Genomic DNA, 21,066 nt, shown 5'->3' on the forward strand with positions numbered 1-21,066 from the left:
TGGCGGCCGTGATTGCAAGGGATCACGGACCGGCCTCAGGTGTCTGTCAGGTCGGCTTCCGAGCAGACCCGGTCGCGACCGCTGCTCTTGCCTATGTAGAGGGCCTGATCCGCGCGGTTCAGCAATTGGTCGATATCGTCAGATGGTCCGAGGGTAGCGACACCTATGCTGACAGTCTGTCGCCGACCAGTGTCGAAGTCATGATCGCGCACCGCCTGGCGGATACGTTCAGCAAGGATCAGGGCCTGATCCAGGTGGGAATCCGGGCACAGTACCACAAGTTCCTCGCCACCCCAGCGGGCAGGCAGGTCGATGGCACGCACCGAGCGGCGAACGAGATCCGCCATGGCGATCAGGACTTTGTCTCCGACCAGATGCCCGAATTCATCGTTGATCCGTTTGAAGTGATCGACGTCGATCATGATCAGCGACAGCCCCTGCCCTAGGCGGCGGGCCCGGGCCAATTCGATGGGAAACTGCAGGTTCAGTCGGGTCCGGTTGGGCAGGTTAGTCAGGTTGTCGGTCTGTGAAAGCCTGTCGAGTTCCCGGCTCAGCTTGCGCATCCGCCATCCCCAGTAGGCCACCACCGCCAGGACGGCGCTCAGGCCCAGTGCGATCTTGATGGTCAGGGCATAGTCAATGCCGGTCTGGACCTGAATTGCGACGTGCTGGTTGATGATCTGGCCCCGTTCGGTGGGGGTGATCGTGGCGATGGCCTTGTTCAGGATATCGCGCAGCCTCGGCTGGTCGCGGAGGACTCCGATTCGCAGATTGTTTGAGTAATTGGGCATCTGGCCGGCAATCTTCAGATTGAACAGCCCTTCCTTCCGGATGGTGTAGGCCGCGACAATCAGCGAGCGCAGAGTCATCGATGCCTGTCTCGTCGAGACCATATCGATGGCCGATTTTTCACTGTCAGTGATGATTACGCGCAGATTTGGATAGTCCCGACGGATGCGTTCTTCCATCGAGGTACCGCTAGGCAGGGCGATACTTTCCCCGCTCAGGATCGCCGGATCAATGATGAAAGGATGTTCCTCGCGGGTGATGAAGACGTTGCTGTCGGTGAACAGGGGTTCGGTGAACAAGAGCCACTCGTCCCGCTTCGGAGTCTGGTTGAGAAAACTCAGCAAGGTGCACTGACCGGCTTTGGAGGTGGCGATGCTTTCATCCCAATCCGTGGTCGGCACCAACTCCAGGCTCAACCCCGCCCGGCCGGTCACCAGTCGAAGTAGGTCGGCAGCGATGCCTTGATGCTGCCCTGCCGGTGAAATAATCTCGAATGGCTCCCAGTCCGGATCAACGCAAAAACTCACCTTTCCCAGCGAAGCCGCATAGGCGCGGTCGCTATCGGTCAACTCGGCAGCCCCCGCCGACCACGCTGCCGTGCAAAGCAGCAAGACCACAAGCCAGGTGATGGACGAGAGCGAGCGCATGGGCGTCAGTATCCGTATTTCACCACGCCCAGCACCCGCGAGGCGGTTCCGGTTCCGGTTGGGCTGGCGGTGAATGCCTCGTAGCCATATTCGATGCCGACATCCAAGGGGGCGATTGGGCTGTAGACGATATTGCCATGGACCGAAGCCAGGCTGCGAATGCCCAAGCCATTGGTGCCGATATTCCGGCTGGCGTTGGCAAATTGGTCATAGCCGACCGCTAGGGTCGAGCGCAGCTTCGGATTCCAATAATGCTTGTAGGCCATGGAGCCACCGAAGGCGTCGAATGTCCGGAATGAGTTGTTGACCACGGCCGCGGAAAGGCCGGTCCCTTGGTTGAGGGCTCCTCCCACACCGGTTCCATTCACTGTCTGGAGGGTCAGGATGTCGTCACCGAAGGTCTTGATACTCACGCCGCCGAGAAAGCCCCAGACAATCTGGTCGGCCTTGTCGCCAGTCCCGGTGTCTGACCGCAGATAGCGGACCATGCCGCCTAGCGCATAATGCCCCCAAGATTGCCCGGCCGTGTATTTGAGCACAAGATCCGGAGCGGTATTGATCGCCGAAGGGGCGGAATAGTCGGACGTCGGCACTTCGGCGGCCATGTCCAATTTGTCCCGATCGCCGGTCTGAATGGAATATCGAACCTGGGGACGGCGCAGCCAGCTGTAACCGACCGATCCCCCCGCCGATAGCAGGTCCGGCAGGCTGTCCATGTCCATGAAAGTTGACCAGGTCTGCCCGGCCAGCCAATCGGCATTGGCGATATACGCATGACGAAGCCTGAATGTGGGCGAGGCATCTGTCCCCAGATCGAATTCAAGGAACGATTTCATGTCACCGATTTCGGTGTGGCTCAACGTCCCGAAATTAAACCGCGAACCCGAAATGGATCCGTTCAGAGCGCCATTGCGGTTTGCTTTCGCAGTGCCGCGGGCCGGGATGGCGGTGGCGTCGTCCGTTCGTCCTCCCTGGGTCGATTGAACGTCATCCCAAACCTCGGCACGGATAGCTCCTCCAAACTTGACGGCGGTGCTGGTCCCAGGGACCGGGATGTAGCCTTTCGGCCAGGCTGGCTGCTCCTGTGCTTCGGGGGACGCCGGAGCGGCGGTGTTTGTAGGATGGGTGGACTGGGTGGCTGACGAAGTCGCGGTGGAGACTGTTGTATTCGGGGAGCGAGGGGCAGGTTGGCCGCGTTCTGCCTGCAGCTGTACCTGGATGCGGGATAGGGATTCCTGCAACACCCGAACCTGATCTTCCAAATCAGAAATTCGGTCTGCCTTTACCGGTTCTGCATGAATTCCAATTGCGGTTGCAAGCATCAGTACGGAGAGTTTCCGCACCTGCGCCAAAGACAGAAGCCGCATTTTTTCACCCCATGTCCGCTACCGCCCATAGCTCAGGCAGCACTTGCGCTTGAGGAGGTGCCATACTTTGGTGTGGAGGCATATAAACAAAATGTAACAATCTTTTCGGTTGCCCTCGTTGCTATACCTCTACAGGGCAAGAGTCATCTTGTCGGTGACGTCTCTTGTACCGCACAGCTCAGGAGAACTAAGCATGGTGACGAAGTTGGAAAAGATTCTCTATACCGCGAAGGCCCACACAACCGGCGGCCGCGATGGCCGGTCGGTCAGCGATGACGGTCTGCTCAACGTCAAGCTGAGCCCCCCCAAGGCGATGGGCGGCGCCGGTGACGCCACCAATCCCGAGCAACTATTCGCCGCCGGATATTCTGCCTGCTTCATGGGAGCGCTCAAGTTTGTCGCAGGGGTTAAGAAGATCACCGTGCCCGCCGACGCTGCCATCGACGCCAGCGTGTCCATCGGCCCCATTCCACAAGGGTTCGGCATCTCCGCGCAGTTGGTGATCAGCCTGCCGGGCATGGACCGCCAAGTCGCCCAGGAACTGTTGGAGGCGGCTCACCAAGTCTGCCCCTATTCCAACGCCACTCGCGGTAACATCGACGTCGTACTTATCCTCGCCTAATCCAGAGTTATGCGGGCGGTGGGGCCGTGTGCAACACAACTCACCGCCCTGCCACACGTTCACTGATCGGGGGAGCTGTTGGGCAAAAACCAAATGTCTTATGTGGGTCGATTCTGTTGAAAGACTCGGCCTTGCCCGTTAGGCGAGCCTATGATTCAATCGAGTAGAGTAAAACTACTTGATCATGCATTATGATGGGCGAGCGAACGGTGATGCAGGAGGCGCTGTTCTACAGCTTCAATCTGGAACAACATGTCCCTGCCGATCATATGCTGCGGTCGATTGACCGCTTCGTCGACCTTTCGGGTTTACGGGCTCATCTCCAGCCGTTTTACAGTTCGATGGGACGGCCATCGATCGATCCAGAATTGATGGTACGGATGTTGATCGTCGGCTATTTCCAGGGCATTCGGTCAGAGCGGCGGCTGTGCGAGGAGGTCCATCTCAACCTGGCGTATCGTTGGTTCTGTCGGCTCGGCCTTGAAGGACAGGTGCCCGACCATTCGACCTTCTCGAAGAACCGGCACGGACGTTTCCGCGACAGCGATCTGTTGCGTCATCTCTTCGAGCAAAGCGTCCAGCGCTGCATGGAGGAGGGACTGGTCGGCGGCGAGGCTTTCGCGGTCGATGCCAGCTTGATCAAGGCCGACGCCAGCCGACAGAAGGGTGTCGAAGGCTCACGAGGGCTGCCGCCCGAAGCGACCAGCCGCGCCATTGATGAATATCTTTCTGTGCTCGACGATGCCGCTTTCGGTGCCGCCAGTGAGGTGACGCCGAAGTTTGTCTCACCGGCGGACCCGGCTGCGCGCTGGACCGCCGCCCATGGAGGGCAAGCCTTCTTTGCCTACTCCACCAACTACCTGATTGTTCTCGACCATGCGGTCATCGTCGATGTCGAGGCCTCGACGGCGGTGCGGCAGGCCGAGGTGTCGGCGGCCAAGACCATGATCGAGCGGGCCGACGAACGGTTTGATCTCTACCCGGAACGCTTGGCCGCCGACACGGCCTACGGCTCGGCGGAAACGCTCCAATGGCTGGTGCATGACCGGGGACCCGCCACCACGCCCACCATATTGGATTCTCTGAACTCGTAGGGTGCGTGTGTCCGAAGGAGGCTGACACGGCGGCAACCAGAGCAATTGCCAAGACGAAACTCGGCCGGCCAGGGGGATGTCCTGGCCGGCCGCCTCATTTAGATATCCGCGCCACCGTCGCGGGCGATCTTCATTCCAACTCCGTCACACCGCCGGTGGGTAATCGATGTAGCCCTGCGGTCCCGGCGCGTAGAAAGTCGCCTTGTCGGGTTCGGCCAGGGGCAACCCCTCCGCCAGCCGCTTGGGCAGATCGGGGTTGGCGATGAAGGCGGCACCAAAGACGATGGCATCGGCGCGGCCCTGGGCCAGGGCGGCTTCGGCGGTGTCACCGGTAAAGCCGCCGCCAGCCAGATAGGCTCCCTTGAACAGGGGACGCAGCAGGCCATGATAATCGGTGGGTGTGCCGAACAGCGCCACGTGCAGATAGGCGAGGTTCAGGGGCGCGATGCGCTCGACCAGATAGCGGTAAGTCTCCTGCGGGGTGTCGTCCGCTACGTCGTTGAAGTTCATCTCCGGCGAGATCTTGATGCCGACGCGGCCAGAGCCCGCCACCGTGATCATGGCTTCCAGCACCTCGACCACGAAGCGAACGCGGTTGGCGATGGACCCGCCATAGACATCGGTGCGCTGATTGCTCTTGGACGACAGGAACTGTTCCGGTAGGTATCCCGATGCCGCGTGCAGTTCAACGCCGTCGAAGCCGGCCTCCAGAGCGCGGCGGGTGGCGTCTCGGTATTCGGCGATCACACCGGCGATTTCCGAGGTCTCCAGGGCGCGCGGCGTGACCATCGGCACCATGCCCTGATCGGTGTAGGCCTGACCCTCGGCGCGGATAGCCGAGGGCGCCACCGGCAGCGCGCCACCGGGCAGGAAGGCGGGAACGGCGACCCGGCCGGTGTGCATCAGCTGGGCGAAGATGCGCCCGCCCTTGTCGTGCACCGCCTTGGTGACCCGGCTCCAGGCCGCCACCTGGGCGTCGGTGTGAAGGCCCGGAGTACGGACATAGCCCTTGCCCATGGCCGACGGGTAGATGCCCTCGGAGATGATCAGGCCAGCCCCGGCGCGCTGGCCGTAATAGGTGGCGGCGATCTCGGGCTGCACGCCGTCGTCATCGGCCCGTGAGCGGGTCATGGGGGCCATGGCGATGCGGCTCGGCAGGGTAAGTTCGCCCAAGCGCAGGGGCTGGAAGAGATCTTTGGTCATGATGGGGGCTCCGTATTCGTGATCTGCGATTGATTTCTGACCTAGACGATGCCGGCACCCAGGGCCGGGAAGACATCGGTGAACAACAGGGTGATCAGTTGCTGCCCGGCGGGCGTGGACCAGTCCTGGGCAATTTCCGCCATCAGCGTATTAGTGGCGGTCAGGACGACACCTGCGTCGTGCATCCGCTGGCGTGAGAACTCTTCCGAAATATCGCTGGGCGAGCCCGAAGCATCCATCACGGCCTGTACGGCAAAGCCTTCGAGTGCGGCATCAATAGCCGGAAAGATAAGACAAACATCGGTGGTGACGCCTGCCATGATCAGGTTCTTGCGCCCGGCGGCTAGCACCGCATTGCGGAAGTCGGCATAGGCCCATGCGTTGACAACGCCGGGACGCTTGACCCGTGCCGCATGCGCTTCCGGCAGGATTTCGGCGATTCCGGGGAGAATGGGGCCTTGGGCGTGATCTTCCTGGCTGGAGGTGATCACCACCGGCATGTTCAGGATTTTCGCCATCTTGGCCAGGGCGATCGACTGCTTGGCGGCAAGATCGCGGTCGATACCCCAGCATGAGCGAACCGGAGAAGGCGATCTCTTGGCTCACCGAGCGACCGGCCATTACTCCCGACCACGCCGCCGCGCTCTACGCCATGGCCAGCCTGCACGGCGTGGACAGCCTGTTCAACCAGATGCGCCGGAGATCGAGGCTATTGGAGAGGCCGATCCACACGGCCAGCGGTTCGGGGCGGGTCTGGTCAGCCTACTCGGCCTACGACCCCGCCCAGACGATGCGCCTCATCGAGATCGTCAGGGTGTGCCACAACTATGTCTGGCCGAGCGATAAGGACGGAAAGACGCCGGCAATGCGCCTTGGCCTGGCCCGGGCGCCCATCGATTACGCGGACATCCTTGCTTTCGTTCCTTAGCGGATTTCTCATAGCGGTGACCTGAAGCATTTGCCAGGCTGGACGGCGGCACCAAAGACGATGGTAGGGCGTCGAAACTGGACATGCCCACCGAGGTCACCCAGGTTTCATTGTGTCACCTAGCCGTGGGCGGTAGATCGGCCAATCCGGTGCCATCCAAATGGAGCCCGTATTCGGCAATGCGCCGAGCCAACCGGCGGGCAAGGAACGGGCTGGCGTCGCCGAGGGCGGTCAGGATGGTCTCCGCCTCGGCCCGGTAGGCGGCCATCTTGTCCCGTGTCCAGTGGGCGGGCGGCGGGCCGAGATTGACGATGCGATCGGCCAGCTTGACCATCCAGACTTCCGGCGGCTGAGCCCGGATGCGCTCCAAACTGTCGGGCATCCGACGTTCCTTGGGAAGATCGGCATTCTTGGTCAAGGCCATGACCGCAGCCAGAACATCGGGTCCGAACCGCTCCGCCACCATCTCGGGGTTGGTGGCGGTATCCTCGATCACGTCATGGAGCAGGGCCGCCGTCACCGCCAGTGTGCCATTGCGTCCGGGCTCCGCGGCCAGGGCGGCCATCACCTCCTGGGCCACCGACGTCAGGTGGGTGACGTAGGGAAATCCGGCTGGCGTCTTCTGGTCGCCGTGCCGTTCGGCGGCAAAGGCCAGGGTGGTCAGGAAGGCGTCCTGGGACCAGGGGCTGTCCGCCATCATGTCTTTTCTTCTCCACTCATCCGCTTCCACAGGGCCAGCAGGTCTTCTTCTTCCTTGGTTCCGACGGCAGGTTCCCCGGAATCGGCCTTGGCCCCAAGCAGATCAAGCACCTTACTCCGGGCGGCGACCGTGCCAACGGCGGGGATGGACGTGCTGTTCACGCCAAGGGCCTCGTCCAGGTCGAAGAAGCTCGGCCTCAGGGCCGGCGGCAGGACGGACCGGGCATTCTCGGCGCAGACCCGAGGCACGTAGCCGTTCAGATAGGACAGGCATCCCTCGATCATGGCGTCGAGAACGCCGAGGCGTTGATCAACGATTGCGCGAAGGCGGACCAGCCAGACTCCCGTGACCACGCCAGCAGCAGACAGCGACGCCCCCCACCAAGCCAGCGCCGTGATGCCCGTCTCACCCAGCACCGCCAGACCGGCGAGCCACAGATAAAGTCCCAGCGGCCAGACCAGCGACGCCTGCCGCAGAACCTGCTCCTGGGCACGCCGCTCAGTCTCCCGATAGGCCAGCAACAGGCGCCGGGCCTGTTTGGCATTGTTGGAGCCCAGGGTCAGCCGCCGAGCGAAATCCACCAACGGCGTCAGCAGCCAGGGCAGATCGCACACGGCCTTGTGACTGAGGAATAGGGAACGGGAGAGAGGCGCCTCCACATGGGCCTCCAACGCAAGATCGCCCTTGTCCCTGGCAAACGCCCACAGGTCGTGCAGGCACAGCAGCAATGCCTGGGCGGTTTGCCGTGTCGGGGCCTCGCGGATCAAGGCGCGGATCGAAGCAATCCCGCTCATGCTTTCGGTCCGGCGAGCATGGCCTTTATTTCGGCCAAGACGTCATCCATTGTCTGATTGTTGCCCTTGAATCCTGCGATCTCATTTTGAGCTTTTTCGATATCGGCGGCCGTGACCGAACCGGACAGGGCTTTCATGTCATCCAGCATCATCTGGCGGGCATTCTCGCTCAGACGGCCGAGGAACCGCACCGCCACCTCGGGGGTGGTGCCCAGCAGCGCAATTCCCATCCGATCCCTCTCAATATTGCGCCACAACGCGTTCAATTCGTCATCATCCTTCTGGGCCAGTGCGTCGAAGGCCTGGCAGCCCACATGGGGGTGCATGAATGTCTTCAGCAGCGTGGCGCCGCCATCGGCCAGGCCCCGTTGCTCGATGACATCAAGGATGCTTTCGCGCACCTTGGACACGGCGCCATGGGTCAGGCAAAGGCCGTCGAAATCGCTTTGCTCTTCCATGTCCCGCAGCAGCAGCGCCTGGGCGCGATTGCTCATCAGTCCGAAGACCCGGGCGACCACCGGGGTGGGCAGCCCCAGGAGGCCGATGGCCCAATCATTCTTGTCAACCAGCCGCAGCAGCTCCATCAGCGCGGGTTTGTTGATCATCCGGAGGGATTCGGCCAATCGCTCGACAGACTGCCGCCAGTCGGGATCGTCACTGGCCCAGCCCTGGGCGATGGTGTCCAGTCTGGTCTCCAGATCAGGCGGGGCCTCGGCCGGTTCGTCCTCCTCCTCGTCGTCCTCGAAATTCTCCCCGAGCCGACGGGCCATCCGGTCGTCGTAATCGGTGGTGGCGGGATCGATGGGATCGACGGGAAGCAGCAGTTCATTGGGGCTTTGAACACGCTTGCCCACCGAGTTGATGATGTCGGCGAGAAGCTCAAGATAGTCCAGCCGCAGGTGCTGCGGCTGGGAGAAACGGGCATTATCGGCCGAAACCTGCGGGGCCGCGCCTCCGATATGGCCCGTCAAGCCGTTGCGCAAGGCGCGCAGCATCAGAATCTTGTCGGCTGCGACGTCATTCAGCCGCTCACGCAGGTCTTCCCGCGTCTTCTCATCGGCCCATTGGGTAAGAATGTCGCGGATTTCGCGGCGGTCTTCCTCGGCCATGGTCGCGATGCGGGACTCGATCAACCGATCGACCTGGGCCATTTCGCTCAGGCCGTAGCCGTAGGTGACATAGCGGAACATGTCGCGCACTGGCTCCGCCAGCCAGGGGCGGTCCCGCACCTGGCGATAGGCGTAGAACAGCAGGCTGCGCTCGGGGTGATCCACCGTATCCTCCAGGACGACGACCTGCCGGATCTTGTCCAGAGCGCACAAATCGTTGATCAGCAGGCAGAGGTCGCGCGCTGTTTCCCTGGTCGGAGCCTGGGCGAGGAAGTCCTCCGGTGACGATGCCATTCCAATTCTCCCCTCTTTGGTGCCGGAGATGATATCCGAATTTCAGGAATTGACGGACAGGCTCTGGACTTTATCCTTGAGAAAAATCCGGGCAATAATCGGCGACCGTCCGTCTACCCTGGCAGCGATCCATGTACGGCAAGGGAGGCCCTCCGCGATGGCAAGCCAGGGCGAGGTCTGGAGATGGCGAGGGCGGATTTCGGACACCATCGCCGCCGTTGCCCATCGGCTAAAGGAGGCCTATGGCTCAGCCTATTACGTGCCGGAACGCCACGGCAGTCCATGGCAGTCGGTGAAGCTGGCCCACGAGGTCGCAGACAGAGTCATCTCAACCAGCCAGGGCGAGACCTGGGATGAATTTCGCCGGGCCGTGTGCGATGCTCTTCAGGCTGAGCGGCAGGGCTTTTCCGCCGACGACCTTGCCGACCCCGACGGCTATGTCTGCGCAACCTTGGCTGAATTCATCGCCGCCCTGACCCCAACCAGACCAAAGCCTCCGCAGAGGCTGCCGATCGGGTTGGGAATAGCCCTTGCCGTAGTGATTTTCGTCCCGCTTCTGGTTGTCGTTCTGGCTCTCTTCGCGGGTCAATTCGCCCAACAATGAGGATGAATAATGCTGCTGCCCCTGCTTTCCATCCTGGCGTGGCTGGTGATTTCCGGCATGATATTTGGCCGCGCCCTGTCGAGGTGGCGGGCGCGCGGCGGCATCGCCGCCCGCCTCTATTGCGGTATCACGGTTCTGGGGGCCATGGGCTGGGCCGTTGCCGGCATCGCCAATTCCCTGCCCGTTCTCGCGCTGGTCACGCCGCTGGCCCTGGCCTCGGTCCACGTCATGGCCTTTCTTCAACCTCGGTCTTGGTGGGTGATCGCCGCCTTGTCCCTGATGATCGGCAATCTGATCTCGGCGGCCTTGGGCATGGTCGTTCTCGGGATCATTCCGACGCCCGGCCATATGGTGGGGTTCCTGATCGGCGGTGGTTTGGCCTGGCTTGCCTGGCGGAAATCATTGGAGCGGCGCAACGCAGCAGCTCCAAATGAAATTTCCGCGCCAACGGGGCAATAATCGACGACCGTCCGCCTACCATTCCCAAGAGGCAGGGGAGAGCCACCGTCATTATGCGCCATGGCTTCGTCGTCGTCGGAGTGATCGGCATGCTTTGGGGCGCTTCGGCCCTGGCGGCCGAGACGCCCCAGCTGGGGGGCAGCTATAGCTTGCGTCCGGTCTCCGGCGGTCTGCTGGAAATCAGGAAGGATGGCACGCGCCTGTGGTCCTGCGTCCCCAGCGAGGGCGACCGCGAGGAAACCGAGTGCAAGGTCGCCAAGACGCTGCCCCGCATCGCCCCCGGCGCCGTGCTGATTCAGTCCGCCGACATCCGGGGGCGGGTGCCGAATACCTGCACCCTGGTAATTCCGGGCAAGCGGCTGGAGACCCAGGCCTATCCGTCCTGGCAGCCCTGTGCCGACACGGTCAAGGATGTGGACGGCGATGACGGACCGGAATTCCTGACGCCATCGACTTTCTTGCCGCGCTCCCTGGGGGCCGAGGATGATTACCCCTATGCCGCCTTCGTCTCCCTGGTGCCGCTGGGCTATGTGCCGGCCACCGGGCTGCGGCCGAAGCTGGGCGGCCTGCGCCGTCCGGTCGGCCGGGTGGTTGCGGATATCTGCCGGTCCCACGGCCTAGCCTGCACCGATGCCAAGGGGCTGGCGGCAATCTGGGAGGAGGCCGCCCCGATACGGGATGGCGTGCCCCTGGCCCTGTGGGGGCTGGTCTTCGCCCTGGTGGAAAGCGGCAACGGCGCCGATTTGCGCAAGACCGTCGCCGATGGCTGGCGGGGGGACGCCGCCGGGCTGGATACCTTCCTTCGGCAGGCGGGGCGGTTGTTCGCGGCGGAGAATCTGTATGCCAGGGACTTCATCGCCCTGAATGGCGGGCGGATCAAGGCATTGGGTCTGTCACGCCAATGATGTTCATGAAAAGCTCCATCCGCGTCCGTTATGTAGATTGCCAAAGTGTGTTGAACTTTGCTAATGCACGCGGTAACATTTTTATCGTAATAATGGGAGGGAGGGGGATGCATATAAGGTCAATAAGTGCAGCCATTGTTTTATGTGCTTGCGCAGGACTTTCCTCGGAATTATCTGCAGCACCTGAAGCAAATTCAACTAGCTGCTCCGTTGTAATGAAGAATTTTCTCGGGAGATATAAGGCTGGGCCACTAAAATGGAATGGTGATTGTAAAGACGGCATGGCAACCGGATTTGGCTCCCTAACAAATGATGAAAAAACACTTCAGTATATTGGAAAAATGAATGCAGGAAGGCCAGATGGCGTTGCTGCGCTTCAGATGGTTGACTTTCCTGATGGAGAGAAAAGAACGATTTCATTTAAGGGAAAGTGGAAAAACGGTGTAACAATTGGTCCAGTCCAGATACATTTATCAAAAGGAAGCAATAAAATGCTCATAGAGTGTTTTAGTGCTGACAAGGATTTTGACTTTGACGGTTGTGAAAATAAACACGTACTAACAGATAAAGAAGAGGAGTTTATAGCATTCCTCGGAGCCGCCTATATCGGGGCACGTGGACTGGCAAAGGCATTTGAAGGCTATATGAGCTACGTTTGCTCAAAAACAGATTGCTCTCCTCCCCCGCCTGGAGGGGACGTATCCTCGAAGCCTGCAAGGTATGAGGTGAAATGTCGAGGGCCGGGCCTAACTGATATTGGCGTAGAACAGATCTGTGAGATGTCGTGCCCAAATAAACCGTACACAATACGATTAACAAAGCATTCAAAACACAAAAGCTGGTCAACGTCGGAGGGTTTGCTTTTTTCAAAAGAGTACAGTTCATATGGAGATGCAATTCAAGGGGTGACTGAGCACTTAAATAGCAACTGCAACCTTTAGGCCTTTAGCAAAATGAAGGGGAGCTTAACCATGTCTGTATCTCGCACAATCTGCACTGCCGTTACGTTGGTCATCGCGCTTACTTCTCACGCTTTTGCAGGGTGTGGGCAAGGGTTTGGATCTGGAAATGTCGAGGCTGAGTTAGAAGGGAAAGGGCTAAAGCGGTGTGATGCCATTCAGGTTATAGATTACAGTATATCTGGATCAAGAATGTCTGTGAAAATTAAGAATAAAACGCAGAGGGATATTGATGGCGTGGTTCTTGCTGGATTTGTTGACACATCTTCTCAAAAAATTGGCTGGGCCTGCGGGACGCAGGGATTTTCCCTTGGATCAAAAGAGCAGGAGTCAATGAATATTGACATGGCAGCCATGCCAATTTTTTCCAGAACCGTCCACGCGATAGCTTATTGCAAGTAGGATTTCCATCAGTCGCCCCCCCCTCTCGCCTTGGTAATGAGGGGGGGGGTAAGCACTCCTATTTATGGATGTTTTGCATGGAGTGTATTTCTCATAGGGCCAGAGGGTATGGTCACAAAGAAAATACAGCTGATGCTGTTGCGTCAGCGTGTCATGCAGGGGTGAAATATATTGAAGTTGATACAAGGATTGGTAGTGATGGTGTGATTTATTGTTGCCATAACCCAATCAATTATATTAAATCTCGTTTCTTGAATAATATTTCGACACTCTCATCTGTGCTTATGGCATTTTCATTAAACTCTGACAGTACGCAAATTTTATGTATAGATATAAAAGATGGCGGGAGTGAGCGCCGTCACGAGCTTGAGGTTGTAAGATTTGGCCTCTGTGGTCGGGTTATATTTATTTCATGGGTTCCTTCTGTTGCATTTAATATGGCAAAAATTGGGTATACCTCCTTTTTCTCACATGTTCACATCCCGTTTTCAGAAAGAAAATTTAATTTTCTAAATGAGAAGCGTTTTCTTGGATTCAAATTATTGTGCGGGGCGAGTAGCTATGATGGAGCCGGGCGCCCCCTTGTCGGATTAAATGTATTTTCAGTCTGTGGGCAGTACCCAGATGAAATGGTGAGGGTAATATCAGGTTCTGGTGGCGGATTTTGTGTTGGAAAGTTATCATCTGGAAAAACTATAGAGGATTATTGTTCAATTAAAAAATTAAAACTTTGGATATTTTCCGCAAAAACAAACAGTGAGTATAAATATATTCAGAATAAGTTTCAATACTGTTCAGCAGTATTCTGTGACTTTCCGGCGACTAACTCTTCTGCTTGTTAGTAGGTTCTTTGAGATTTTTAAACTGCATTCTACACACATTTGTTATGTCGTAAGTGGAGTGCATGGGGCCTGCCTTCATATCTGTCTATGCTGGGGATGCCGGTTGACGGCCGGTGATAGGGGGGGGAGAGAGACACCATGATGCGGCGTGGTCGGGCGGCGGTTCTGCTCCTGTCCCTATGGCTTCCGGCTTCGGCCCTGGCGGCGCCCTCCATCGATCTGGCGCGGGGGCTGGTCGAGGCGGAGCAGTTCGATCAGGCGGTCGAGGTCCTGAAAAGCGTGGAGATTACCGACGGTCCCACGGCGGCGCGGGTCGATCTTCTGCTGGGCCGCATCTATCTCTCGCTGGGCAAGCCGGGGAAAGCGCTGGACCATTTCGAGCATGCCTCCTTCGCCGCCATGGAGACCGAGGCGGAGTCCTATCTCGGCCTGGCCGAAGCGCGGTTGGCCCTGGGCGATCTCGCCCATGCCCGGCGCAATGCCCAGATGGCGCTGAAGGTGGATGCCGATCAGGTCGCCGCCCATCTGGTGCTGGCGCGGGCCGATCTGCGGGTCGGCAACGGGGCCGAGGCTATGGCGCGGCTGCGCCGTCTGCGCGCCGACCGGCCCGAGTCCGAGGACGTGGCCCTGGTGCTGGCCCGCTATCTCGCCCAGAGCGAGGGACCGAACGCCGCCCTGGCCGAGCTGCGCGCCTTTATCGCCGCCCATCCCACCGCCGCCGGGGTGCTGGACCTTCAGGGACAAATGCTGTGGGGCCTGGGGCGCAAGGCCGAAGCCATCCAGGCCCGAAAGGCCGCCGCCGAAACCTATCGTCAGCGCGGGCAGACCGGCCGCGCCGACGCCATGACAGCTTGGCTGAAGGCGGTGGAGCCACCCCGTCCATCCGCCCCCGCCATTGTTGAACCGCCCAGGCCGGAACCGGCTCCCCCTAAGCCTGTAGAGGCCGCGCCACTGCCGCCGCCCGAGCCCAGGCCCGTCCAGGTCGTGCCGATCCGCAAGGCCGTCCCAGCCTCGGTGCTGCCCTCGCCGGAGCCGCTGCCCTTCGCTCCCGGCTCGCCCATCAATACCGGCAGCGGCATCGTTCTGGAGGGCGGGCGGCAGATCGTCACCAACCGCCATGTGGTGGACGGCATGACGACCATCGCCGTGCGCAACGGCACCGGCCATGTGCGTGCCGCCCGGGTGGTGCTGATGTCCTCCGACGACGACCTTGCCCTGCTGGAGATCGAGCGGCCGTTCCCCGAGGGCGCGGTGGTGTCCTTCGGCGATATCGTCGATCCGGCGCCGGGCCGCGCCGCCATCGTCATGGGCTTTCCCCTGATCGGCTTGTTGGGTGACGAGCAGCCGGCGCTGACCGAGGGCATCGTCGCCAAGACCATCGGCCTCGGCAACGATCCCAACACCTTCCAGATGACCACCAAGATCAACAAGGGCAATTCCGGCGGGCCGGTCTTCGACAAGCGCGGCCGCCTGATCGGCATCACCGTCGGCAAGATGGACTCGGCCCAGGCGTCACGCGCCAGCGCCACCCCGGTGGAGGACATGAACATCGCCATCAAGGCCAGCCGCCTGACCCGGTTCCTTGGCAAGGCCAATGCCGGAACCGGCGGGGATGGCGCGGCGGAGATGAACCTGGAAGACCTCTATCAGGTCATGCTGCCCCGCGCGGTGCTGGTGGCGGGGCAGAAGTAGGACGCCTCCCCATGGCCCCGATGTAAGGACCATGGGGAGGTCAGCCTTTATATTTTCCGGCGGCAATCGGCGGTATCGACCCGCTTGCCCATGTCCTTGTACATGGCGACGGCCTTGGCGACGGCCTCGGCCTGTGATCCGGCATTCACATTCACAAATCCGCCGTCGCCCTTGCCGTCCACCATGCGGTAGCAGGTCCACGAATCCGCCCGGGCTTCGGTGGACAGGAAAACGGCGGCAACGGCCAGTCCGGCGATCATCAGGGTCTTCATGCTGTTTCCTCCTGGTTGAACAATAATCGCTCTTGGTCAATGCCTCCGGGGAGGCTGCATGGTTTCCACCGAATCCATTGGAACCACGCGAGGAGGCGGCGATTTGGCCTCCGGAATGACGGTATCGTTTCCCACGGGGACGGTCTTTGGCGCTTCCGTCGTGGATTGCGGAACTGCGACCTGTGCGGGCCGCTCCTCCTGCGCGGGCTGCGGCGCCGCCATCATCGGGGCCTTGGCATCGGTGGGGATTGGGGGTGAGCGGGTGAGCAGCAGACCGGCCACAACGGCAGCGGCGGCGGCCAGGGCGAGGCCGGGCAGCCACCACGAGCGGCGACCGCGCCTTTCGGGCTTGGGCACCGGCACCGGGGCGGTCGCGGCGGCCAGCAGGTCCAGCGGAACCGGCTGGGGTTGCCCTTTAACGGTTTCAACGAAGGAGAGGGCGGCATCGGCCTCCAGGATCAGCGTCCGCGACCCGGCAAGGCGAGCTTCCAGCCCTGCGGCCTCGTCCGGCGTCAGGCCGCCGTCGAGATAGGCGGCCAGCAGGGCGGTGGCGGTATCGGCATCACCGGCGAAGTCCATCTCTCCCGCCCGGTCGAGCAGGGCGGCCAGATGGGCTGCCCGACGCGCATGCTCCGCATCACCGGCGGCGGAAGCGTCGGTGGCGCCAAGCAGTCTGTCGATCAGGGCATGCAGGTCTTCACGGGTCACGGTCGCTTACTCTCCTTGCACCCCATTAGACGGACGCCAGCCATTGTTTGACGGCGGGGTGGTCCTCGATGGCCTTGCGCAGCCGTCCCATCACCCGCTGCTTCAGCTTATAGACCTCTTCCACCGGGCGGCGCATCCGGTGCGCCACCTCCCGCGCACTCAGGGGCTGGCCATGCCCCAGCGCGACCATGATGTAAAGCCGTTCGGTATCGCTCAACCCCTCGCTCGCCACCCGCAAGGCGTCGGAGGCCAGGGTCAGCAGGCGTGTCTCCTCCGCCGCCAGTACCGCCTGTTCCGGCGTCGGGCCGTCATCGGGCAGCGTCTCGCCCCAATCGCCCAGGGAAATCGGCGCCGATCCCGCCACACCCGGCTCATAGCCATCGGGCAGGGCCTTGGCGATCCGCTCCAGCGCCTGGGCGATGTCGGCGGGTGACGGGGGCGGATCGAACTCCTGCGCCGCCATGGAGAGAAGGGCGTCGGGCTGCGGGGCGATCCGCTCCCAATGCACATAACGGAACACCGCCTGATCCAGCGGCCCCAGCCGAGTGATGGCGGCGGGCAGGCGGCGGCGGGGGAGGTGGCGGCGGATGAAGTCGATCAGCAGCCGGTCGACGGCATGCAGGACGAATCCGGAGAAACTGCCCGCGCCGCTATAGGCCTTGAGGCGGCGGCAATCCTCGGCGATCAGCGCCAGGCAGACGTCCTGATAGGCGTCGGCCCGCATGTCCTCGCGCTCCGGCCCCGGCAGGCGGTTGGCGATGATGCGGCGAAGATCAGCCTTGAAGAAAGCCTCGAAGGCGATCCAAGCCCGGTCGCGGTCCCCCGCCTGGAACAGGCGCAGTAATCGCTGGGCCAGGATGTCGCGGGCGATCAGGGCGATGAAGGTCTCGACCCGGCTGGCGCCGTTGAAGGCCTTCAGGCGGCGGAAGCCGTCGTCGCGCAGCGCCGTGATCACCTCGGCGAAGGCCTCCCGCGCCTCGGCCTCGGCCGGAATCAGCAGGCGGCAGGCGGTCCACACGGTGTCGCCGACACGGCCAGCCAGATGGTCCCACGCCTGGGGCTCGCCGTCCACCACCGCCCGCATCAACTGTCGGTCATCACCAGCCGGAAGCCACATCGTCCACCCGGACATCCCAAACCTGTCACGCCATTCACGGGGGCTACTGTATCCAAGCGCTTCGTCCAGGGATAGACGGCATGGCCGATTCAATGGAAAGTGTGAGAAATTTTTCTTCCATGGCCGTCATGGGGGAAAGGCGTCCGCCATCGGCGCATGCGGGAAACATGAAAGGAATGGTCATGACCTTATCTGGAAGACTCCGGCTTTTCACCGCGTCCTGGGTGTTCCTGGGGGGGCTGTGTCAGGCTGCCCAGGCTATCGAGGTCAAGCGTACGGATCTATTCTCGAAATGCGAGACCAATCACCGGCTTGACCTGTATATCCGACCGGACAAGCCCACCCGCGCCTTCCCGTTCGATGCCATCCATCGGGGAAGCCGCGACCAGGATCCGGGCCTGTGGTTCATACGGGCTGGCGAGTCGAAGGTCACCATTTGGGAAAATTCCCCTGGTGCTATCGCCGACGGATCTTGCGCCAACTGGTTCCGGAGTTCCAATGTCGTTCCATCCGATGGCGTGCTGGAACCCCGCGACACCGATTATGTGGTAATGGGCACCGAAGGGTGCGATTTCACAGCGGTCAAGCGCCGCGATCCGTCGTTACCCGATGTGCAGATCCGCTATGACGTCGCCTATAAGACGGAGCTTGGCTACAACGACGAACCGCCGCCCGCCGACACGGAATATTTCTACTTCGTCAGGCCTGCCATTTCGCCATACGACACAAATTATTCAGGGAAAAAAGTGGCAGAGAAGACGAACATCCCTGATCAGCGTTATCGCAGGTGGAGCGATCTCAAGATGTTCCCGTCGGCCTGCCAGAATATCCACTTCCACTATTGCGGCGACGGAATCGTCGATAAAGACTTCGGCGAGGAATGCGATTCGCGGTCGGATCTCGCCTGCACGCCGGCGTGCAAGAAGGAATAGGACGGATGGCGGGGCATCCGCCATAAACGGGGGGGAGAACATGAAGACTTGTATGAAAATCCTTGGGATATCCCTGGTGGCAATTCTGGCCATGGTCCATGCCGCCATGGCGGACGAGGTGAGGATCGCCTATCACAGCCAGAAGCAGATCGACGTCTATGCCAACCGGACTAACGGCGCCTGGTGCGGGGAAACCGTCAATCTGCGGGTGGTGGCGAAATCAGCGGACGCGTTGCGGGGGGATGATTTCACCCGGTTAATGACCACCGTGGGACAGCGCGTGCTGGCAGGCGAGTGCCCATCGGCCAAAACCGCCAACTTCGTCTATGGCGTGGCCGGGGATGCGGCCAGTTCCCGGCACGGCAGCATCGTCGCGGCCAGGAACTGGGCCTGGGCCGATTCTTCCACCGCATCCGTGGCGCGGCCCCAGCCGGAGCCCGCCCCTCCGGCGAAGGTGGCGCCTCCCCGTTCCGCCCCTTCGACGGCGCGGGAGGAGGAAGCGGTTCAGACGGCCAAGGCGCGGCTGGACTCGGCCAAGGGGGAGCATGACCGGGCGCTGGCCGAGGTGGAGGCCGCCAAGGGACCGGAGGAGCGAGCCAAGGTGGCCTATGAGCAGGCCAAGGCGGCGCGACAGGAAAAGCAGTCCCTTGCTGATCGGATGAAACAGGCCCTGGACAAGGCGGCGGGTGATTACGACGTCGCCAAATCGGCGGAGGCCTTCGCCAAGAGCGGCTTCAAGCTCGGCCAAGCCTTCAAGGATTGTCCCACTTGCCCGGAGATGGTGATCATCCCGCCGGGCAGCTTCATGATGGGCAGTCCGGAGAGCGAAATGGGCCGGCGGACTTCCGAAGGCCCGCAGCACCGGGTGACCATCGGGACGGCGTTCGCCCTGGGCAAGAATGAGGTGACGCAGGCAGAGTGGGAGGCGGTGATGGGCGGCAACCCCAGCGATTTGCGCGGTGCCAACCGCCCAGTGCAAATTGTGAGCTGGAACGATGTGCAGGTGTTCATCCGGAAATTGAACGAGAAGACCGGCAAGCACTATCGCCTGCCGTCGGAGGCGGAATGGGAATACGCGGCGCGGGCAGGAACGACAACGCCGTGGTCGTGTGGCGGGTCGGAGGGGTGCCTACTCTCAGTCGCCACCTATAGCGGTAATTCTGGGTATAGACCCATTTCTGGAGGAGGGGAGCCTAGGCCGGTGGCCAGTAAGTCGGCTAACACCTTCGGCCTCTTCGACATGCATGGCAATGTCCATGAATGGGTGCAGGATTGCTGGCATGACAATTACAGCGGCGCCCCGAGTGACGGCAGCGCATTGACAGGATCAAATTCCTGTGAACGCGTCTTCCGGGGCGGTTCCTGGGGCGACGATCCGAAGTACCTCCGCTCCGCCAGCCGCTACGCCGACACCCCAGGTGGCCGCAGCGGTGCTCTTGGCTTCCGCCTCTCCAGGACTCTCCCATAGGAGCGTTTTCCTCTTGAATCCTAACCTCTTTACCTCTTGGGTGGGGATCCAAGGGGAGGGTCTCCCTCCCCTTGGCCGCCGCAGGCGGTGAATCGAATCGGAAAATCCATGAAACCGGATCGGGACGGAGCACGGCGAACGGGACCGGCGCTGGAGGCGCACTATCGCTTCCTGCTGTGGCGGGTGCCAACGGTCGAGAAGTTCCCCAAAAGCCAGAAGTTCCTGCTGGGCGACCGCATTCAGGCAACCGCCTTGGATGTGCTGGAACACCTGATCGAGGCCACCTATTCCCGCAGACGACAGCACCACCTGATGGCGGCCAATCTGGGGCTGGAGAAGATGCGTTTCCTGGTCCGCCTGGCCATGGATCTGCGCTACCTGGACCTGCGCCGCTACGAATACGCCGCCCGCTCGCTGGACGAAGTGGGGCGACTGGTCGGGGGCTGGGCCAGGGTGGACAAGGGGTATCGTGAGATGACCGAGGACGATGAAGGAACGCTCCCACCATGACGGGCATCCGTGCTATGGTGTCGGCAGTTTCCAGGGCGTGAGAACAAGGCCGATGCCGACCGTCGTCACCGTCAGGGGCTATCGCCTGTTCTTCTTCAGCCGTGAAGGCAACGAACCGCCGCATGTTCATGTCGAATACGGCGACAAGCTGGCGAAGTTCTGGCTGGTTCCGGTGGAACTGGCGATGTCTGAGGGATTTCGAGGGCATGAGTTGTTGCGTTTGAGGGCGGTGGTGATCGAGCATCGCCTGCTTTGCCTGGAGAAGTGGAATGAGCATTTTGGCCCTGAGTCTTGATCCGCGTGCGGTGGACGTGGTCGTCGATGATGCCATGCTTCACTTCGTCCTGGCCGACGGCCGGGAGATCGCCGCTCCGCTGGTCTGGTTTCCTCGCCTGCGCGACGCCTCAATCGAGGAACGGCGTGACTGGCGCCTGATCGGCCAGGGAATCGGTGTCCATTGGCCACGGGTCGATGAGGACATCGCCGTCGAAACCCTTATGCGTGCCCGGTAGGAGGGAGCGTGCCCCGGCAGCACGATAGCCTGTTCGGTGGCATCGCCGGGTTCCAGCCCCTTCTGGCCGCCGCCCGCAAGGCGATCAAGGGCAAGCGAGCCAAGCAGGTTCCAGCCGCCTTCATGGCCAATCTGGAA

At 61.3% G+C, this 21,066-nt stretch carries 24 protein-coding genes and 1 pseudogene; 15 read left to right on the forward strand and 10 right to left on the reverse strand.

What is annotated here, in order from left to right:
* Positions 1-35 precede the first annotated feature (35 nt).
* Complete coding sequence (locus tag ACV4UZ_RS10555; RefSeq protein WP_491600811.1) at positions 36-1,436, reverse strand: diguanylate cyclase; 1,401 nt, start codon at positions 1,434-1,436, stop codon at positions 36-38.
* 5 nt (positions 1,437-1,441) lie between these two features.
* A complete protein-coding gene (locus ACV4UZ_RS10560) occupies positions 1,442-2,803 on the reverse strand; it encodes a DcaP family trimeric outer membrane transporter (RefSeq protein WP_148207457.1) in 1,362 nt (453 codons plus the stop codon).
* 193 nt (positions 2,804-2,996) lie between these two features.
* Between ACV4UZ_RS10560 and ACV4UZ_RS10565 the strand changes: the two genes are divergently transcribed.
* Positions 2,997-3,425, forward strand: a complete 429-nt coding sequence (locus tag ACV4UZ_RS10565; protein WP_011385664.1) for an organic hydroperoxide resistance protein — start codon at positions 2,997-2,999, stop codon at positions 3,423-3,425.
* Positions 3,426-3,616: 191 nt separating this feature from the next.
* Positions 3,617-4,477, forward strand: a pseudogene (locus ACV4UZ_RS10570) (IS5/IS1182 family transposase); the annotation flags it as partial.
* A 186-nt stretch (positions 4,478-4,663) separates the two neighbouring features.
* Here the strand turns inward: ACV4UZ_RS10570 and ACV4UZ_RS10575 are convergent.
* Positions 4,664-5,722: an alkene reductase gene (locus ACV4UZ_RS10575; RefSeq protein WP_491600812.1), complete on the reverse strand. Its 1,059-nt coding sequence runs from the start codon at positions 5,720-5,722 to the stop codon at positions 4,664-4,666.
* Between the two features lie 41 nt (positions 5,723-5,763).
* Positions 5,764-6,285 (reverse strand): isochorismatase family protein, encoded by a 522-nt coding sequence (locus ACV4UZ_RS10580; RefSeq protein ID WP_491600858.1) that lies wholly within the window; start codon positions 6,283-6,285, stop codon positions 5,764-5,766.
* Between the two features lie 8 nt (positions 6,286-6,293).
* Here ACV4UZ_RS10580 and ACV4UZ_RS10585 point away from each other — a divergent pair, with 8 nt between their 5' ends.
* Positions 6,294-6,650 carry a hypothetical protein gene (locus tag ACV4UZ_RS10585; RefSeq protein ID WP_491600813.1) on the forward strand — a complete coding sequence of 119 codons (357 nt, stop codon included), beginning with the start codon at positions 6,294-6,296 and terminating at the stop codon, positions 6,648-6,650.
* 115 nt (positions 6,651-6,765) lie between these two features.
* Here ACV4UZ_RS10585 and ACV4UZ_RS10590 read toward each other — a convergent pair whose 3' ends face one another.
* From ACV4UZ_RS10590 to ACV4UZ_RS10600, 3 genes are read right to left on the reverse strand one after another with little or no spacing between them, the layout of a single operon-like run.
* Complete coding sequence (locus tag ACV4UZ_RS10590; RefSeq protein WP_491600814.1) at positions 6,766-7,350, reverse strand: HD domain-containing protein; 585 nt, start codon at positions 7,348-7,350, stop codon at positions 6,766-6,768.
* Positions 7,347-8,144 (reverse strand): MotA/TolQ/ExbB proton channel family protein, encoded by a 798-nt coding sequence (locus ACV4UZ_RS10595; protein WP_491600815.1) that lies wholly within the window; start codon positions 8,142-8,144, stop codon positions 7,347-7,349. The genes ACV4UZ_RS10590 and ACV4UZ_RS10595 overlap by 4 nt, the downstream gene beginning before the upstream one ends.
* A complete protein-coding gene (locus ACV4UZ_RS10600) occupies positions 8,141-9,547 on the reverse strand; it encodes a FliG C-terminal domain-containing protein (protein ID WP_491600816.1) in 1,407 nt (468 codons plus the stop codon). The genes ACV4UZ_RS10595 and ACV4UZ_RS10600 overlap by 4 nt, the downstream gene beginning before the upstream one ends.
* A 157-nt stretch (positions 9,548-9,704) precedes the next feature.
* Between ACV4UZ_RS10600 and ACV4UZ_RS10605 the strand changes: the two genes are divergently transcribed.
* The 7 genes from ACV4UZ_RS10605 (at position 9,705) to ACV4UZ_RS10635 (ending at position 15,410) form a co-directional block, all read left to right on the forward strand.
* Positions 9,705-10,151, forward strand: a complete 447-nt coding sequence (locus ACV4UZ_RS10605) for a hypothetical protein (protein ID WP_491600817.1) — start codon at positions 9,705-9,707, stop codon at positions 10,149-10,151.
* Between the two features lie 9 nt (positions 10,152-10,160).
* Entirely contained in the window at positions 10,161-10,610 is a 450-nt protein-coding gene (locus ACV4UZ_RS10610; protein ID WP_491600818.1) for a hypothetical protein, read from the forward strand.
* An 89-nt stretch (positions 10,611-10,699) separates the two neighbouring features.
* On the forward strand, positions 10,700-11,515 hold the full coding sequence (locus tag ACV4UZ_RS10615) for a hypothetical protein (protein WP_491600819.1): 816 nt from the start codon (positions 10,700-10,702) through the stop codon (positions 11,513-11,515).
* Positions 11,516-11,565: 50 nt separating this feature from the next.
* Entirely contained in the window at positions 11,566-12,456 is an 891-nt protein-coding gene (locus tag ACV4UZ_RS10620; protein ID WP_491600820.1) for a hypothetical protein, read from the forward strand.
* 30 nt (positions 12,457-12,486) lie between these two features.
* The gene (locus tag ACV4UZ_RS10625; protein ID WP_491600821.1) at positions 12,487-12,876 is read left to right on the forward strand and encodes a hypothetical protein; all 390 of its coding nucleotides are present in this window, start codon (positions 12,487-12,489) and stop codon (positions 12,874-12,876) included.
* A 77-nt stretch (positions 12,877-12,953) separates the two neighbouring features.
* A complete protein-coding gene (locus ACV4UZ_RS10630) occupies positions 12,954-13,718 on the forward strand; it encodes a glycerophosphodiester phosphodiesterase family protein (RefSeq protein WP_491600822.1) in 765 nt (254 codons plus the stop codon).
* A 138-nt stretch (positions 13,719-13,856) separates the two neighbouring features.
* Positions 13,857-15,410 carry a trypsin-like peptidase domain-containing protein gene (locus ACV4UZ_RS10635; protein WP_491600823.1) on the forward strand — a complete coding sequence of 518 codons (1,554 nt, stop codon included), beginning with the start codon at positions 13,857-13,859 and terminating at the stop codon, positions 15,408-15,410.
* 47 nt (positions 15,411-15,457) lie between these two features.
* Here ACV4UZ_RS10635 and ACV4UZ_RS10640 read toward each other — a convergent pair whose 3' ends face one another.
* From ACV4UZ_RS10640 to ACV4UZ_RS10650, 3 genes are read right to left on the reverse strand one after another with little or no spacing between them, the layout of a single operon-like run.
* Entirely contained in the window at positions 15,458-15,682 is a 225-nt protein-coding gene (locus tag ACV4UZ_RS10640; RefSeq protein WP_491600824.1) for a hypothetical protein, read from the reverse strand.
* 36 nt (positions 15,683-15,718) lie between these two features.
* The gene (locus ACV4UZ_RS10645) at positions 15,719-16,390 is read right to left on the reverse strand and encodes a hypothetical protein (protein WP_491600825.1); all 672 of its coding nucleotides are present in this window, start codon (positions 16,388-16,390) and stop codon (positions 15,719-15,721) included.
* A gap of 25 nt (positions 16,391-16,415) precedes the next feature.
* A complete protein-coding gene (locus ACV4UZ_RS10650; RefSeq protein ID WP_491600826.1) occupies positions 16,416-17,507 on the reverse strand; it encodes a sigma-70 family RNA polymerase sigma factor in 1,092 nt (363 codons plus the stop codon).
* A gap of 80 nt (positions 17,508-17,587) precedes the next feature.
* On the opposite strand from ACV4UZ_RS10650, the gene ACV4UZ_RS10655 reads away from it, so the two are divergent.
* The 5 genes from ACV4UZ_RS10655 to ACV4UZ_RS10675 all read left to right on the forward strand — a co-directional run bounded on the left by ACV4UZ_RS10655 (position 17,588) and on the right by ACV4UZ_RS10675 (position 20,929).
* Entirely contained in the window at positions 17,588-18,439 is an 852-nt protein-coding gene (locus ACV4UZ_RS10655; RefSeq protein WP_491600827.1) for a hypothetical protein, read from the forward strand.
* A 76-nt stretch (positions 18,440-18,515) separates the two neighbouring features.
* Positions 18,516-19,907 (forward strand): formylglycine-generating enzyme family protein, encoded by a 1,392-nt coding sequence (locus ACV4UZ_RS10660; RefSeq protein WP_491600828.1) that lies wholly within the window; start codon positions 18,516-18,518, stop codon positions 19,905-19,907.
* Positions 19,908-20,015: 108 nt separating this feature from the next.
* Entirely contained in the window at positions 20,016-20,417 is a 402-nt protein-coding gene (avd, locus tag ACV4UZ_RS10665; RefSeq protein WP_491600829.1) for a diversity-generating retroelement protein Avd, read from the forward strand.
* A 52-nt stretch (positions 20,418-20,469) separates the two neighbouring features.
* Positions 20,470-20,712, forward strand: coding sequence for a DUF4160 domain-containing protein (locus ACV4UZ_RS10670; protein ID WP_491600830.1), 243 nt, complete (start codon positions 20,470-20,472; stop codon positions 20,710-20,712).
* Complete coding sequence (locus ACV4UZ_RS10675; protein WP_491600831.1) at positions 20,687-20,929, forward strand: DUF2442 domain-containing protein; 243 nt, start codon at positions 20,687-20,689, stop codon at positions 20,927-20,929. The genes ACV4UZ_RS10670 and ACV4UZ_RS10675 overlap by 26 nt, the downstream gene beginning before the upstream one ends.
* Positions 20,930-21,066 lie beyond the last annotated feature (137 nt).

The organism is Paramagnetospirillum sp. (assembly GCF_058402745.1).